This is a genomic window from Variovorax sp. 3319 (genome assembly GCF_031456585.1).
Lineage (GTDB): Bacteria > Pseudomonadota > Gammaproteobacteria > Burkholderiales > Burkholderiaceae_C > Variovorax > Variovorax paradoxus_P.
In genome coordinates this window covers 24833-39481 of record NZ_JAVDUZ010000018.1, presented here as the reverse complement: position 1 = coordinate 39481, position 14649 = coordinate 24833, and the positions used below count along the sequence as shown (strand labels likewise).

The 14649-nt window shown below is 64.4% G+C and carries 14 protein-coding genes; 8 read left to right on the top strand and 6 right to left on the bottom strand.

What is annotated here, in order from left to right:
* The coding region (locus J2X67_RS26580; protein WP_309957948.1) for an EAL domain-containing protein at positions 1-192 on the top strand (192 nt) is incomplete at its 5' end.
* Between the two features lie 190 nt (positions 193-382).
* On the top strand, positions 383-1987 hold the full coding sequence (locus J2X67_RS26575; RefSeq protein ID WP_309957946.1) for a diguanylate cyclase: 1605 nt from the start codon (positions 383-385) through the stop codon (positions 1985-1987).
* A 248-nt stretch (positions 1988-2235) separates the two neighbouring features.
* On the opposite strand, the gene J2X67_RS26570 is transcribed toward J2X67_RS26575, so the two are convergent.
* Positions 2236-2568, bottom strand: a complete 333-nt coding sequence (locus J2X67_RS26570; RefSeq protein WP_309957945.1) for a hypothetical protein — start codon at positions 2566-2568, stop codon at positions 2236-2238.
* A 638-nt stretch (positions 2569-3206) separates the two neighbouring features.
* Here J2X67_RS26570 and J2X67_RS26565 point away from each other — a divergent pair.
* Positions 3207-3617, top strand: a complete 411-nt coding sequence (locus J2X67_RS26565; protein ID WP_281147557.1) for a hypothetical protein — start codon at positions 3207-3209, stop codon at positions 3615-3617.
* Between the two features lie 107 nt (positions 3618-3724).
* A complete protein-coding gene (locus tag J2X67_RS26560; protein ID WP_281147556.1) occupies positions 3725-4027 on the top strand; it encodes a hypothetical protein in 303 nt (100 codons plus the stop codon).
* Between the two features lie 133 nt (positions 4028-4160).
* On the opposite strand, the gene J2X67_RS26555 is transcribed toward J2X67_RS26560, so the two are convergent.
* The 3 genes from J2X67_RS26555 to J2X67_RS26545 form a co-directional block, all read right to left on the bottom strand.
* The gene (locus J2X67_RS26555; protein WP_281147555.1) at positions 4161-4868 is read right to left on the bottom strand and encodes a Crp/Fnr family transcriptional regulator; all 708 of its coding nucleotides are present in this window, start codon (positions 4866-4868) and stop codon (positions 4161-4163) included.
* 138 nt (positions 4869-5006) lie between these two features.
* A complete protein-coding gene (locus J2X67_RS26550) occupies positions 5007-5747 on the bottom strand; it encodes a Crp/Fnr family transcriptional regulator (RefSeq protein ID WP_309957944.1) in 741 nt (246 codons plus the stop codon).
* A 1012-nt stretch (positions 5748-6759) separates the two neighbouring features.
* A complete protein-coding gene (locus tag J2X67_RS26545) occupies positions 6760-7488 on the bottom strand; it encodes a glutathione S-transferase family protein (RefSeq protein ID WP_309957943.1) in 729 nt (242 codons plus the stop codon).
* Positions 7489-7587: 99 nt separating this feature from the next.
* Here J2X67_RS26545 and J2X67_RS26540 point away from each other — a divergent pair, with 99 nt between their 5' ends.
* A complete protein-coding gene (locus J2X67_RS26540; RefSeq protein ID WP_281147552.1) occupies positions 7588-8484 on the top strand; it encodes a LysR substrate-binding domain-containing protein in 897 nt (298 codons plus the stop codon).
* 296 nt (positions 8485-8780) lie between these two features.
* Here J2X67_RS26540 and J2X67_RS26535 read toward each other — a convergent pair whose 3' ends face one another.
* Positions 8781-9002, bottom strand: a complete 222-nt coding sequence (locus J2X67_RS26535) for a hypothetical protein (protein WP_309957942.1) — start codon at positions 9000-9002, stop codon at positions 8781-8783.
* 97 nt (positions 9003-9099) lie between these two features.
* On the opposite strand from J2X67_RS26535, the gene J2X67_RS26530 reads away from it, so the two are divergent.
* The 3 genes from J2X67_RS26530 to J2X67_RS26520 all read left to right on the top strand — a co-directional run bounded on the left by J2X67_RS26530 (position 9100) and on the right by J2X67_RS26520 (position 11566).
* Positions 9100-9543 (top strand): hypothetical protein, encoded by a 444-nt coding sequence (locus J2X67_RS26530; RefSeq protein WP_309957941.1) that lies wholly within the window; start codon positions 9100-9102, stop codon positions 9541-9543.
* Between the two features lie 1016 nt (positions 9544-10559).
* A complete protein-coding gene (locus J2X67_RS26525) occupies positions 10560-10937 on the top strand; it encodes a hypothetical protein (RefSeq protein WP_309957939.1) in 378 nt (125 codons plus the stop codon).
* Positions 10938-11293: 356 nt separating this feature from the next.
* Positions 11294-11566: a hypothetical protein gene (locus tag J2X67_RS26520; RefSeq protein WP_309957938.1), complete on the top strand. Its 273-nt coding sequence runs from the start codon at positions 11294-11296 to the stop codon at positions 11564-11566.
* Positions 11567-13335: 1769 nt separating this feature from the next.
* Here the strand turns inward: J2X67_RS26520 and J2X67_RS26515 are convergent.
* The gene (locus J2X67_RS26515; protein ID WP_309957937.1) at positions 13336-14517 is read right to left on the bottom strand and encodes a spore coat U domain-containing protein; all 1182 of its coding nucleotides are present in this window, start codon (positions 14515-14517) and stop codon (positions 13336-13338) included.
* Positions 14518-14649 lie beyond the last annotated feature (132 nt).

Sequence of the window (14649 nt, the reverse complement as noted above, 5' to 3'; positions counted from 1 at the left end):
ATCATTTCACTGGGGCATGAGCTCAATCTCAAGGTCATCGCCGAAGGCGTCGAAACCGAGGAACAGCTGGAATTCCTGCGCGCCCATGGCTGCGATGAAATGCAGGGCTACCTGTTCAGCCCGCCCGTGCCGCCCACGGAATTGCCCGCGTTGATTGGACGCGCCCTCGTGTCGCACAAGGGCGCGCAATGACCGCGGCAACGTGGAGTGGTTGGGGCTGCGCCCGCCTGTTCCAGGCACGCCATGCTGGTGCAGAAGATCTGCGCTCGATGCAGGCAGCCGAAGGCGCGAGCAAAGCCCCGCCGTGGTGCGATGATCAGCGCGCCCGTGCGCGGGGAGGTAGAGCCCAGCGTTCGATGTTCTTTGTGGCGTCAGACCTTCGATGAAAAAAGCTTCCTCTCCCGAGGCGAAGGAGCCTGCTCAGGCCGCATCCATCGGCCCACGGCCCGTAGCCGACCCGGGCTCCGTCGCCCGAAAAACGGATCTCCAAAGAAGTCGCGTCATTTACGGAACGACCTCGTTTGTCGTGTTCGTGTGCGTGGCACTGCTGGTGATGAACGCATGGCTGGTCGTTCGCGCGCGCACGGCGGAAAACGAGCAGATCGCGCGGGCCAATACCAACCTCGCGCGCGCGGTCAGCCAGCAGATCGACAGCACCGTGGCCCTGGCCGAGCACATCATCTCGGGCATTGTCTTCGAGCTCGAGCGCACGGACATCACGCCCGACGCGCTGCAGCGCCTTCAACCGGTCCTGGTGAACCATGCTTCCGAGATCCAGGCCATCAAGGGGCTTTTCATCTATGACGAGCAAGGCCGCTGGCTGGTCTACTCGGAAGCATCTCCGGCCGGAACGAAAAACAACTCGGACCGCGAGTATTTCATTCACCATCGAAACAACCCGAGCGCACGCACGCTGATCAGCGGCCCTATCGTGAGCCGCTCTTCGGGCGAATGGGTGATCCCGGTGTCCCGGAGGATCAACGACCCGGACGGAAATTTTGCCGGTGTCGTACTGGTCACGCTCAGCGTCAAGCATCTGCTCAACGTCCTGGATCGCTTCCAGATCGGCGAGCAAGGCGCGATCGCGCTGTTCGGGCCGGACCAACTCCTGGTTCGCCGGCCCTTCCGGGAGGCCGACATGAACAGGCGCAACAAGGAGTCGCCGTTCCATCAGATCTTCCAGGCTTCGCGCTCGGGCACCGTCGAAGGAAGATCGGCGATCGACGGCGTGACGCGGATCATCAGCTTCGAGCACCTCCTCGACTATCCGCTCTTCGTGACGGTAGCTGTCGGCAAGGGTGAGGCTTTGCAGGAGTGGAAGTCTGCGTCGATCTATCAAACAACGTGGGTGGTCCTCTTGTGCTTGATCGTCGCGGTATCAGGACGCTACCTGATCCGATCGATGCGCAGACGACTGGTGGCCGAGCTGAATCTGCGAAGCGCCCGCGACGCCCTGACCGAGGCCAATGAACGCCTGGAGCATCTTGCCCAGGAAGACGGGCTCACGGGCCTGGCCAACCGCCGCTACTTCGATGCGCGCTTGGTCTTCAACTTCCAACAGGCACTGGAAAGCCAGACGCCGCTGGCGGTGGTCATGGTCGATGTCGACGAATTCAAGAAGTACAACGACCTGTACGGCCATCTGGAAGGCGATGAGTGCCTGCAGCGGATCGCCCTGGCACTGCGCACGGCGGTGCTGCGCTCGACCGATCTCGTCGCGCGCTACGGGGGCGAGGAAATGGTTCTGCTATTGCCTGGAACAGACGCTGAAGGTGCGCTCGAGGTTGCGCAGCGGGCAAGGCAGGCCGTTATCGATTTGCACATTCCCCACGCGGCGGCAGTGCTGGGTACCGTGTCCATCAGCCTCGGCGCGGCGGCCTGGGTTCCGCAGCCGGGCAGCACGCCGTTCGAGCTATTGAAAGCCGCGGATGAAGCGCTCTACCGTGCCAAAGAAGCAGGGCGCAATACGGTCAAAGTGCACGATTGACTCGCCCCCGAGGGTCATCCATGGCGCGTGCGCATGGACAGGCCCGGGGCGTCCAAGTTCCGAATGGGGCCGCACGCGGCGAGGAAGCGCGGCGCGAGGTCGACAGGCGCGCTCGGGCAAGCTCGATCCTGTGTCGACGATTCTTGAGCGGACGTCGTGTTTCCAGAACCTGCTCGGCTGTGGAAAGCAATGTCACGTCTTCGCCTCAACAGCGACGACGTAAAGTCCGAGCGATCGACCCCCTCTCCTCAGTAAATCACCGTCACCCTCGTCGCGCGGTGGGCGTCACCCGTCAGTAGGGCGCCTTGCGGCAAAGCGCCGCGGCTGGTGGACGGCGTCGCATCGATCTGGACGCGCCAGGCCGGGCCGAGGCTGTCATGGCGCTCGGCATTGGTGCGGGCCACTGTGAAGGACGCTTCTCCGATCTTGTCGAAGCGGTATTCGCGCCCTCCGATGAGCACCGATTTCATGTTGGTCCAGACGCGGTATGCGTGGCCGCTCCTCATCGGCGTGACCTCGAGCACCTTGAAGGTCGGAAGAACCACCCTCATGACCTGGAACCGGTGCTGGGAACTGCTCATGGCAGGCATTGGCTCGGCAGCATGGGCCGGGGCTGGCCACATCGGCATGGCCAGGAGCATGCCAAGGACCGCGAGCGGTGATGCTGCTCGCGGTGGGCGCGAGCCGATCGCGCCCGCAGGGGACATGTTTGCGGACATAGGAACTTGCCTCCGCCAACCCCGGTAGGCGCATCACGTCGATGCTCCCGCGTGTTTATCGTCAGGCTACTCCGAAAACGAATGCAGTCAAACAATCAATGGCGTTGCCGCGCAGGCCCGCGCAGCGCAGCGCCTGGAAAGCGCGACCTTGTCTTCGGTGAGAACGCTCCCGCCCGGTTCGCTGGGCCATCGGCCGGGGCTGGGATCAGCATTCGATGCGAGCCAACACGATGGGAGCGGACAGTCGCTGATCCCGGCATTGCGCACACGGCAAGGTGCGGGGGCCGCGGCGAGACGAGATCACCGGGCGCGCAGCAAGCCGCCTGCCGCGACAACGGGCAAGGGCCCTTGCATGGCGACCCAGCAAGGCAAGTCGGCGCTCCGCTCCTGACGCACCCAGCAGGCAATCGGACGTGCTATGTGAGTCTCCGCACAGACGCCGTCGGCGCAGGGCACTAGAAGCAAGAGTCTGGCTTGGCGCCGCGCTCTCCTTGGACCCCATGATCTACTCTGCACACACTGGATTGCCTCATCATCTCGCACCCCAGCCGCTGTCTGGGGAAATCCCGCTGGTCCTTCGCCGCGACGAACTCGACGACTGGGCCGAACTCCTGAAGGCACTCACCGCCCGGTTGCGGGCGGCAGCGAGCGAGGAGCTCGCGGACGTGTCGAGCGATGGCGCATCCCGCCTCAGGCACGTGGTGCTGGAATGCGCGGGCGATCTCGACATCCTCTTTGGGGCACTTCGCGCGGGAAGCATGCCTCACCCGTTGCGTGTCGCAGGCGCGCTGCGGGTGATCACGGATCCGGGCCTGCCGTTGGAGTACAGGCCGTCATATACGTCGATCGAGGTGAAAGCCACGCCGTGGTGGGAAAAGCGCCCGGCCGTTTTCTCCAGGATCTTCAGTTGAAAGCACGCACCATGGCCGCTGACCCGTCCCCCGCGCAGGCTGCGTTATCGCCGAGGCGGTCGGATCGTGAGAAACCTGCGCCGGGGATCTCTCCAAAGGGACTTGCGATGGACACCCAGCTGCTGATGCGCTTGGATCGCATGGCGCCGCCACGGCTCCTGATCCTGTCGGCCGATGTCGCTGCGGCCAAGCGGCTGGTCGAGGGCGGACTGATCGAGGCGACCCTGCAGGCGAGAACCGACAACCAAGTGCTGATGCTGCACGCCATGTACGTTCTACGGATCACGCCGCGCGGGCTGTCGGCCGTTGCGCAGGAGAAAGTCCGGTGGCGCCACGGCGGGCATCGCGCCACGACCGTGCCGCCTGCCATTGAAGCATCTTCTGCGCCCCGCCTCAAGAGGCCCTCGTAAAGCAAGCCCTCTGCTGCGGCTGCGGATTTTGCGCGCGGGCCGGTCTTTGCGGGCTTCGAGCCGACTCGGCGCCATCTCTTGTTTCGGCGGTGGTCGCATCGGCGAAGAGCCGCCGTGCGACTGCCGTCACATGTCAGAGGACCAATTCCGCATAGCTGCGCCGGTTGGCGCGATAGCAGTCGCATGCGGCGTTTTCCAGCCCCGGGCGATCCGTGATGGTGATGACGCCGCGGCGGTAGTCGATCAGGTGCCGCGCATGCAGTGCCGTGGCCGCGTTGGTGATGCCGACCCGGCGCACACCCAGCATCCGGCCCAGCACTTCGTGCGTGAGTGCCAGATGCGCCGAGTGCGCGCAATCCTGCGTCGTGAGGAGCCACCGCGCGAGACGCTCTTCGATCTGGTGGAACTGGTGGCACAGGCCCAAGCGGCCGAACTCCGTAAGCAGCGCGCACACGTAGCGATGGAGCACGCGCTTCAGCGGAGGACTTGCAAGCAGTTCCTGCTCGAGCGCCTGCGCAGTGAGCCGCCATGCGAGGCCGGAGCCCTGGACCAGCGTGCGCAGCGGGGAACGCTGCACGCCCAGCGACAGCTCGTGGCCCACAGCACCTTCGCTGCCCACCATGCCAGTCTGCAGGCCGTCGTGACCATCGGCCGTCGACACCAGCGATACGAATGCGCTCGTTGGAAAGTGGATGTGCAGCATCGCGTCGCCAGGTTCGTACAGGACCTGCGGCGCAGTCAACTCCACGCTGTCGCAGCGCGCCAGCAGGTGTGCCCGGTCGGCAGGCGGCAGCGCCTCGAGCAATCGATTGAGCGCCGGAGCGGCCGAGTCTGAAGTCACGCCACCGCCCTTGAAAAAAGGAAAAGCCAGAGGTGCCCGGGCGGGTCCGCGCTGGCACCCGCATTGTGGCCGACAGAGCTGCTGCGCTATGTGCGCCTGCGCACCCAGCAGCAGCCGAAAGTGCGCGAACGCGCCAACTCAGGGGGCCGGCCGGTGCGGCAGCAGCCGGTCCGTCTCGCGCTTGACCACTTGGTAGCACTCGCACACCTGACGTTCGAGCCCGGGTCGATCGAGCACGGTGATATGCCCGCGCGCGTACTTGATCAGGTTCAGCCGTTGCAGTTTGCCCGCCGCCTCCGTCACCCCCTCGCGCCGCACGCCGAGCATGTTGGCAATGAGCTCCTGCGTCATCACCAGTTCGCTGCCCGGCAGGCGATCCAGACTCAGGAGCAGCCAGCGACACAGTTGCTGCTCCAGTGAGTGGTGCCGGTTGCAGACGGCGGTTTGCGACATCTGCGTGATCAGCGACTGCGTGTAGCGCAGCAAAAGCTGCAGCAGCGGACCGCCCTGCTGGGTCATGTCCTTGATGTGAGCTGCGCTGAGCCGGAACGCCTGGCCCGCGCTTTGCACGACCGCGCGGTTGGGCGTGCTACCTCCACCCATCAGCAGCGACACGCCGACCATGCCTTCGAAGCCGACCACCGCGATCTCGGCAGATTGTCCATTCTCCAGCACGTACAGCAACGAGACGATGCATCCGGTCGGGAAATACACGTGCTCCTGGACGACGCCCGACTCATAGAGCACCTCCCCGAGACGCAGTGTCACCAGCTCCAGAAACGGCTCCATGCGGGCCATCACCTCGGGAGGAATGGCAGCGAGCAGACCATTGCGCGCGGCAGCCGCTGGCAACGAAGACGAACGCGCAGGCAGGACCATGGCAGGGAGCCGCTTCCAAAGTTTTCATGATTCTGCGGCCAGTGCCATAGCGTCTGTACGGTGGCGCACCAACCGAGGTACTTTATTTTTGACGCCACGGTGCGCTGGCGCACAGTGGCGAGCGGTTTTTCTGACTAGCGTGGCCTATGAATCCCGTCCCTGACAGAAAGACCCTAATGCCGCTTTCGTTCTTGTACAGACTGAAACACGTGCAACTCCCGGTTCGGGTTGTCGAGCCAGAAGAGATTCGGCACGTCTCGGTGCTATTGGCTACCGGCCTCATCGAGGCCGAGATCATGACCCTCAGCTCGTTCACCCCCTACGTCCCGCCTCGCTTGGCCACAGTGACGTGTATCACCCAGGCTGGGCATGCCGAGCTGGCGGCGATGAGCGAGGTGGCGGCACCTGTAAGAACCTCGATCCAATTCAGCCGCGGTTTCCGGTTGATGTAACTTGGCCTCCTGTCGGCAAGCCGAGAGCTCAAATGCAGGAACATCCCGGCGAGTTTTCCACCGTTGCGGTGGATCAATATGGCGGGATGCTTTTCTTTCCGCCGTGAAAAGTTTTCATCGAACCCTCAGCGACACCCCGAAGAGACTGATCATGAGACGAGGTTCGCCGCCGCCGGCCCAATGGATTGCGAAAACCGCGGATGTTCCGGTTCCTCGAACGCTGGTAGCGAGAATTCGGCAAGGTTCACGAGCGTCGATTCGAAGCGCCCATGAGCCTGCGCGAACTCATGAGCCCGCTCGGCGATCGCCGGTCCGACGCGGCCCGGCCGCTTCGGGGCTAAAAGCGTAAGTCGAGCTTTTCCTGAAGGCGGACGTTCGAGCTGAAGGTCTGGAACGGGACGCCGAGACCCAACTGGAAAACGCCCGAAGGGGACACTCAGGACGCAACCTTTGCGATGAGCTGATTCCAGGCGTCGGCTTCGCGAGGTGTTGTGCGGAGGATAGAACATGGTCTTGCATGTCACCTGCAGAGTGGCTTGCGAGACCTCTTTTCAAGCGTCTCAGGCCGCCAAGGCACGGCTTGCATTGCGGAGCACGTCTTCGAGCGGAACAAGTCCCTTCATAGCGCCGTTGCCGCCACCCGGCTTGCCGTCTTCGACCGCCAGTGCGAAGCGAAACGCAGGATCGGCTTCGATGCGCTGGCGCAGCGCGCGAATGCGCGGATAGTCGCGCGGTTCAATCGCCTGGTGGAAGTCCGCCCAACGCGCCACGCCGGCGAACACGGCGTCCGCCAGCGTTGGCTCGTTGCCGAGCAGATAGTCGCTGTCGCCGATCAGCGCCTCCAGCTGTTCATGTCGCAGGGCAACGAAGCTGCGACCGAACTTGCGCAGGGTTTCTTTGTCGCCTTCGGTGGCGTCCGCCGCTTCCAGTGCCACCCACATGGGATAGAAGGCGCCGGTGAAGCCGGTGTTGAGGAAAGCCAGATACTGGTGCATCCGATCAGCCTGCGGTGTGCCGGGCTCGAAGCTGATGCGGCGCTCGGTATCGCGTCCCTCCAGCCACAAGGCGATCGCGATCGTCTCGGTGAGCACGCGGCCTTCGTCGGTGATCAGCACAGGGGTTTCCACCCTGCCGTTCAGGCGTTTGTAGGCTTCCGTGCGCATCTCGCCCAGCATGTCCACGCGGGTCAAGCGGTAGGGCTGGCCGAGCCATTCAAACGCGGTGACGAGCCCTGCCGAGCTGCCGAGCGGGAAGCCAGAGGTGAAGATGGGTTCAGAGGTCGCTTTCATTTCATTTCTCCGTTATCGGTGGATTTGAAATGTACAAACGTAAACTTTGATCGAAAAGATGGGTAAATTGATACTCAATGTCCACATAAGTAGACGTCGATGCTGAACCTTAACGACTTGCACTTCTTCGCTCAGGCGGTCGACAGCGGCGGCTTCGCCGCAGCCGCCCGGCGTCTCGGCTGCCCAAAATCGACCATCAGCAAGCGTGTCGCGGCGTTGGAATCCACGCTTCGCGTGCAGTTGCTTCATCGCAGCTCGCGCAACTTCACGCTGACCGAGGTGGGACGCGATGTGTACGACCACGCCCGTGCGGTGATGATCGAGGCGGAGGCGGCCGAAGCAGTGGTGCATCGGCGACTGGCGGAACCGAGCGGCACGGTGCGAATCACCACGTCAGTGCCCACCGCGCAGTTTCACCTCGCGGATCGCTTGCCCATTCTCGCTTGGCAGTATCCGAAGCTGCGTATCCAGTTGCATGTCTCCGACCGCTTCGTTGACCTGGTGCAGGAGGGCTTCGACCTCGCCATCCGCAGTCATTTCGCGGCGCTGCCGGATTCCGACCTGGTGCAGCGCCGCATGAATGAGGAGCCGCTGACGCTGGTGGCGGCGCCGTCCTATGTCGCCATGCGAGGCGAGCCGCCAACGCCGGAGGCCTTGAGCGATCACCACGCACTGATGACCAACGCGACGACGAAGCACTGGCGCTTGAGCGATGTGAATGGCCGCGCGGTGGACGTTGCGCCTCGGACGCAGTTCTGTGCCGATGAATCCGTGGCATTGTTAAAGGCAGCGGAAGCGGGTCTCGGCATTGTCTGCCTGCCGGAAGCCATCTCGGCGAAAGCAGTCAGGGAGAGACGGTTGGTGCGCGTGTTACCGGCATGGACCGCTGGTAGCGTGATGACGACGATCCTGACACCGCACAAGCGTGGGCAACTTCCCGCCGTGCGCGCGGTGATTGACTTCCTGACGCAGAAGGATGCAATCCCTCCGCATTAGCGTCGGCACCATCCCATTCCAGCGCTCCAAGGTCCGACTCTGGCGCGGAGCAGACCGTTCGCGTTCTCGTTGCTGCCACGTCGCAAGGGCGGCGTGGTGCATAGCCGCGAGCTGGAGAACTGCGTTCTCTCGTGAGCTGGCGTTCCCGTTGATGACTATTTCAGGGCCGGCTTAAGCGCAGCAAACACGCGACAGCGGAGCATTCAACGAATTCGCCACGAAGATCGCGATCCGCGTTTGCACGGGAGCGATACCCAGAATTTCGCCGCAGCTTCCGATGCGCGCCGTGGCCCGATTCAGTCGACAGCGATCTTCGCGTCGACGACGACCTTTTTCCAGCGCGCCAGATCGCTCTTGATGAGCGATGCGAACTGCGCCGACGTTCCCGTGCGAACGATCCGACCCTGCTTCGCGAGGGCTGTCAACCACATCTGGCGAGTGAAGGGAACGCTGGGTATGGGCTGCGGGCGTCGCTCAACAGCATCCGGTTGGCTCGCAATAGGTGTTTCCGCGGCCATCACCTACACCCGATCCCTGTACGCCCCCACGTGATGGCGCGCACGACCACGACCCAATACCTGCTGCACAACCGCTTTGCTCTTTTAAAAGGCAGCCATGGCAGACGACACAAAGACAGCTTCCCAACTTGCCGAAGAGGCTCGCCAGGTCGCACATGACGCATCGACGGCGGCGGGCGGCCTCGCGGGCGAGGCGAAGACGATCGCCACGGATGCAGCCCAAGCGTTGCGGACAAGCGCCATGGATGCAAAGGCGACCGCTGGCGAGGCCTTCGACACCGTTCGGGGGATCGCGGCGGACGCGGCAGACGTGGCCTCGGACGCTGCCGGCACGGGCAGGGCCTACGCCCGAGAGGCCGTCAACGAGGCCGGGAAAACCATGGCGAGCCTCAGGGAGCATGCAGATGATTGGCAGGCCTCCTGTGTGAAGCGGATCGCGGACGAACCGGTCAAAGCGGTACTGATCGCCGCGGCAGGCGGCGCGTTGCTCGCCGGCTTGCTGCTGGCTTTCAACCATTCCGGGCGGCGCGAGGACGACTGAGCGCCGAATGGTCGGATCGTTGGACCCAAGGTGAAGGTCGCCCGCCCGATGGGGCGGAGGCGTTGGCCATCCTTACGTGGTGCGGGCGCCTGCCGTTGTTCGGGTGGGTTCGCTGGGCTCGCGTGGGGCAGCGCGAAGATCTTCGAATTTCACGTCGACTGTGTGTTCCCGACTCCGGCGATGCCGAGTGACCGGCAGGAACGCACTGCCACCAGTGAACCTTCAAACCTTGAATGTGTGGCAATGGGCTCGATGCAAGCCGAATGAGAAGTCACATCAGCCGCAAGCCATTAGAAAACTGCATCGTGGTCTTGCCCAGTTCGGGCGGCTTTCCAATCTTCGCGATCTCGGCCCGCCCCTCATCGGTAATGGCGATCACCGTCGCCATGCGTGGTGCGGCGTATCAGCCGGTGGGCTCGAGCCCCGAGATCTCAGCCACGATGAGGCCCGTGGCAAGGAGCGCCGAGACATGTCGAATTTCCTCGGGTTGGACCACCCGCACGGGAAGTTCTGCCTGAAGAAGCCTCATCAGAATAAGAGCGGCATTCATTTCCCCTTCGATCGCTTTGCCGAGCCCAAAGGGCGGCCATTGTCCGAACGCGCTTATATGCATAGGTGGTGCGTTTCTGATGCTTTTGGCTTACGCATTGCCTGTATGAAGACATCACATTAAGTCGAACTGCTTCGTTGGTACGTTTTCAAAACGCGAGCTGTGACGTGGGCCTGCGCCCCGAGTGCAGGCTCCTGCCACGGGGGGAAAGCTCGAGGCGGCCCCTTGCATCTGGTATCGACTTATCAAGCGTCTTTTACCGGAGAATGCTCGAACACGCGTTTGGGGAACGTGAGTAGTGCGCATCCTTCGATAGGGAGCGGCCCTCCCGTCCGACGCAACCCTGGGGCTGACGAGTGCTGTCCGGCACGCAATGGCGCCGAAGAGCTCGCCATCTTCTTCATCGAAGGCGATGATGTCTGGCGATGCGATGGTGCGAAGCGGCCGATCCACTGTTTGGAGCGATGTGTCCAACCCCGACTTCCCGGTGGTGCATATAACGATCAGTGCGTCGGGGTCGGCCGCTGCCATCATCACGGGAAAAGCGGCCGGTTTGCTGGCTGCGGCCATCGATGCGGCCAACCATCTGGACCTTAATGTGACCGTGTGGATCGAGGTGACTCAACCGCGTATGCCCCTGTTTGTTGCTGAGGCGTTCGACAGGCTCGCGGGGTACGGCGCTGCCATCGTGCTCACCCATGCCTCATGGGATGGAATACTTTGCTCGCACCCGCCGGGAAGGCAGCTGCCGAGGACCTTCCTCGAACGGCTCGCCAAGGCCAGCAGAACTGGCAAGGTGTGGCATCCCATCGCGCACAGGGCTGTGCTTGGCATCGACATCTGAGGCGTCCGTTCTCCGGCGTCGGGGCGAAATCCGCGGTGGCCGTTCGCCGCACGCGCATACCGCCAAATCACGCGTGTGATTGCGCACGGCAGGCGTGGCACAGCGCCAGCCGCCGGCCGCACGTGGGCTGTCAGGACCGGCCTTGCTGCGGCCCGAAACATCGGTCGTCGAACCTCGGGCGTCTCAGGGCAAGCCCCGCACGGATCGACGGCGCGGCGACATCGAGGATCGACACCACGGCCGTGCATACGGGAATCTCCCCACAGGCATTCATCGAAACTTCGCCGCCGACTTACCCGTCCTTCACAGTCCGGCCTCAGTATCGGAGCTCCTGAACACGACTCAAAGGAGTTGCAATGAAGAAGTTTTCCCTTGCATTCGGTGCTGCAGCCTTGCTCGCGCTGTCCGCGCTCAGTGCGCCCGCGCAGGCGCAGCCGCATCCTGGAGACCGCGGTTACCGACCGCACGTGGTCGTGGTGGCCCCCCCGCCGCCGCGCCACGTGACACGCCATCGCTATGACCACCGGCACGACCGCCGCGCCCACTACCGTCATGCACGTCGGGACAGCGACCGGGATGGCGTCCCTGACCGCTATGACCGTCGTCCCCACAATCCATACCGCCGCTGAGCGGGGGGCGTGCTGCCGCCGCATTCCGCGCATCTGCTTGCGCGCAAAGCGCCCAAGGGTGATCGCACTGCGCGCTGGAGCCGCCCCAACGCGCCAGCCTCTGGCGGCAGGCCCCCGTCACCTTGAGGCACACCAGCGATGTGCCCCTTCGCGCCACAGGCGCGCATTCCTGGCTGGGCACGCCGCTGAAGTGGCCGTGGGACGGAATGTGTCTGGATCGAATGCAGCGGCGCTCTCGCGTAGGTTCCCGCCGACAACGAGCGGGGCCTGCCGCGCACAGCAGGGGTCCTGGGCAGGCGCCAAATGGCGACCCGCTTCAAAGGAGACACGGCATGACCGCATTCACTCACGCGCTGGCGGCAGCTTGCCTGGCGCTCGGATCCTTCGCTTCCTCGGCCCAGACGACGGCCCCGGGGGCACCACCCACCCATCCTGCCGTCGGCGGCGATGCAACATCGACGCCGAGCCCGACCACGCCTCCGACGCACCCGGCCGGTGGCACCAGCGCTGCCACGCCCGAGGCTGCACGCCAACAAAGCCCGTCAGGGGGCGGCTCTGACGGAGCTGCCGCTGCGAGCGCCGATCCAAAGCCCGCCCCGCAAGGCGCCGCGGAACGCAGCCGTACACGCCCTGATCGGAAGGCCAGCGAAAGCAGGTCGACGCCTCCGGCCGCGGAACCGAAGTAGGCCAGCCGCGCCGAATGTCCGGGCCGTAGAAGGCCGCCGGTCGGTGCGAGCAGGCGGACAACACCAGTGCAGGGTCAGATCACCGGGCTTCTCGTTTTCGAGGGACGTGTGCTGCGCAGCCGCGCGCGTTTTTCGCCGCACGGCGGCGGGGACCACATGATCTGTAGGATCGGATCCGCGCGCCGTGCGCGGTCGACGCGACGCGGGCTCCAGCAGGCCGGCGTCGTGGCTTGCAATCGTGAGCCCATCGCGGTGTTTGGCCGCACGAAAGGCCCGCCGAAGGCTCGCAACGCAGGTCGGCCGATCCGCCATCGGAAGCAGGCCCTTGTCCGACGCTTGCAAACGGGGGGAAGGCCTAACTTAGGTTCTCCCGCTTCCTCTGCGGGACCTCAGTGCGCCACCGCATCGAGGTTCACACCCAGCTGCTCGCTGGGTTTTTTTCTCCCGCCACGACACACATGCCCCTGAGGAAGACGACACGCTCACCTGCATTCGGCAGAAATTCTCCGTGCCCGCGCGCCGTCGCGGCTTGGTGAAAATCGCGGGCGCGAGGGCGACTGCGCCAGAGTCAAGCTGGCGGGATGGAACGCGGCGTTCCGTTCCATCCGCATGAGATCTCCTACTCGTAGGGGGCCAGGTGCGACCGGGCGCGTCCAAACGGGACCGCAGCCGGGCAAGCTGTCCAGGAGCACGCACGGCACAAGCGATGATCCGAAGGCGCCTTCAACGTGCAATGGCGCCCCGCGCCGGGCAGGCCCGTGGGGTGGGCGTCCACATGGTCCCCGGACCACGCCGAGCAAGAGGAGTCCAGGCAGGGATGGGTCGGCGCGGGCACGATCCAGTGACCGACGCCCAACGCGAAGTACTTGCCGCTGTGTGCCGGCGGAGAAGACGTCGGCTGGGACCCGTCGATGTCGCTGACCAAGGGGTGAAGCCCCGCCTTGGCAAACCTAGGTCGCCTTCCACGATGGGGTCCTGCTTCGAAACGCCAGACGTTGCGTCCAGGGTGGCTCCGCCATCGGGGGTCAGCTGGACTCGTGAGAGCAGTGACGACGTCGCGGCCCATCCATCGGCCCCCTCGCTTCAGTACGTGACAGTGACCGTCACGACGTCCCGGTAGCTGTCGGGCCGCACGTTGGCGCTGCTGCCGAGGACACGGCTGTACACCGTCAGCGCCTGCGCCAATCCGTTGCCGGCCCCTGCGACCGTGTTCGCGCCGGCGGTGCTGCCCCAGGGGCTCGAACGGGCCGTGTTGCGGTGCAACTGGTACGCGACGGAGTCGGTGTTGCCGGGCACACCACCTGTCGGCGTCATCGCGCCGGCGCCGGTTGTCGAGCCATTGGACGGTGTCAGGGCGACCGTGTACGCGGTCGGCGTCGTGCAGATGATGCTGATCGTGCTCGCCTGGTCGACATCGGCGGCGCCAGGCAGGCCGGATACCGTGCCGAAGTTCAGGGGATCGGCCGTGAAGAGGCAGCTCTTGGTCACCGTCGCCGTGACCCTGAAAGCGAATCTGTTGGAAAGCAGTACGTTGTTGCAGTTGGCGGGCATGGCGAACGCGTTCGACGTGACCATGATGGAGGTGTGCCCACCCGAAAAATCGTCTTGGTAGATGGCCGGCGGCACCGTGCTCTGGCCTGCGACCAGTTCCCCGCGCAGGTTGGTGCTTCCCGAGACGCGCCCCACGCCGCCGAAAAGCGTCCAAGGCGGGATGCTCAGTCCAACGGTAAAGGGGTTCGGCGCGGCCGCATTGCCGTTCGATCCCCACACCAGGCCGCCCGTCGCTTGGTAGAGCTGAAAGCTCAAGGTGTTCCCCGCAGGATTCTTCATGACGCGCGGATTGAAGTTTCCCAACCCTTCGTTGCCGTCGCCGATGTTGAAGCAGACCCTGGCCTGTTCGGTGAGCAGCCCGTCATTCGTGCAGGTGTAGTTCAGCGTGGCGTTGGCGGGCGAGGGGGAGCCCCCGGCGACCAAGTCGACCGTGCCGAATGCGACGTTGTCCATAGTCGCAGTGCGGTTGACGGCCGCCAGCGCGCTGCCCGCCGACAGCCACCAGAGCAGCGCACAGAGCAAGCACAGGCCCAGCGCCTGCGACGGCTGGCGGGCGTCCGTATGCCGAGCGTGCTTGGATGACTGGACGTGTAAGCGCGACATCAAGGTGTCGCTGAACACGACGCTGCCACCGAACGCGTGCACGGCGGTGGGCGCGCAGAGGCGGGAGGTGTTGTTGCGGCCTTGTGTGCCATGGAAGTCGCAGTTGATCACCAAACCGCGCCGCGTGCCTGTTTCTGTGGCGTGATCGTCGAAGTGTGGCGCTTCGTGGACAGGCGAAGCACGTCGGCGGCCATCGGATTTGGCAAAACCTTGAATGCGTCCCCGGCCGAGCGCGGGCCCGAG

Bases quoted from the DNA above. Each gene is read 5' to 3' on its own strand.
- J2X67_RS26575 (WP_309957946.1), top strand. From the start codon at position 383: ATGAAAAAAGCTTCCTCTCCCGAGGCGAAGGAGCCTGCTCAGGCCGCA.
- J2X67_RS26570 (WP_309957945.1), bottom strand. From the start codon at position 2,568: ATGAGCAGTTCCCAGCACCGGTTCCAGGTCATGAGGGTGGTTCTTCCG.
- J2X67_RS26565 (WP_281147557.1), top strand. From the start codon at position 3,207: ATGATCTACTCTGCACACACTGGATTGCCTCATCATCTCGCACCCCAG.
- J2X67_RS26560 (WP_281147556.1), top strand. From the start codon at position 3,725: ATGGACACCCAGCTGCTGATGCGCTTGGATCGCATGGCGCCGCCACGG.
- J2X67_RS26550 (WP_309957944.1), bottom strand. From the start codon at position 5,747: ATGGTCCTGCCTGCGCGTTCGTCTTCGTTGCCAGCGGCTGCCGCGCGC.
- J2X67_RS26545 (WP_309957943.1), bottom strand. From the start codon at position 7,488: ATGAAAGCGACCTCTGAACCCATCTTCACCTCTGGCTTCCCGCTCGGC.
- J2X67_RS26540 (WP_281147552.1), top strand. From the start codon at position 7,588: ATGCTGAACCTTAACGACTTGCACTTCTTCGCTCAGGCGGTCGACAGC.
- J2X67_RS26535 (WP_309957942.1), bottom strand. From the start codon at position 9,002: ATGGCCGCGGAAACACCTATTGCGAGCCAACCGGATGCTGTTGAGCGA.
- J2X67_RS26530 (WP_309957941.1), top strand. From the start codon at position 9,100: ATGGCAGACGACACAAAGACAGCTTCCCAACTTGCCGAAGAGGCTCGC.
- J2X67_RS26520 (WP_309957938.1), top strand. From the start codon at position 11,294: ATGAAGAAGTTTTCCCTTGCATTCGGTGCTGCAGCCTTGCTCGCGCTG.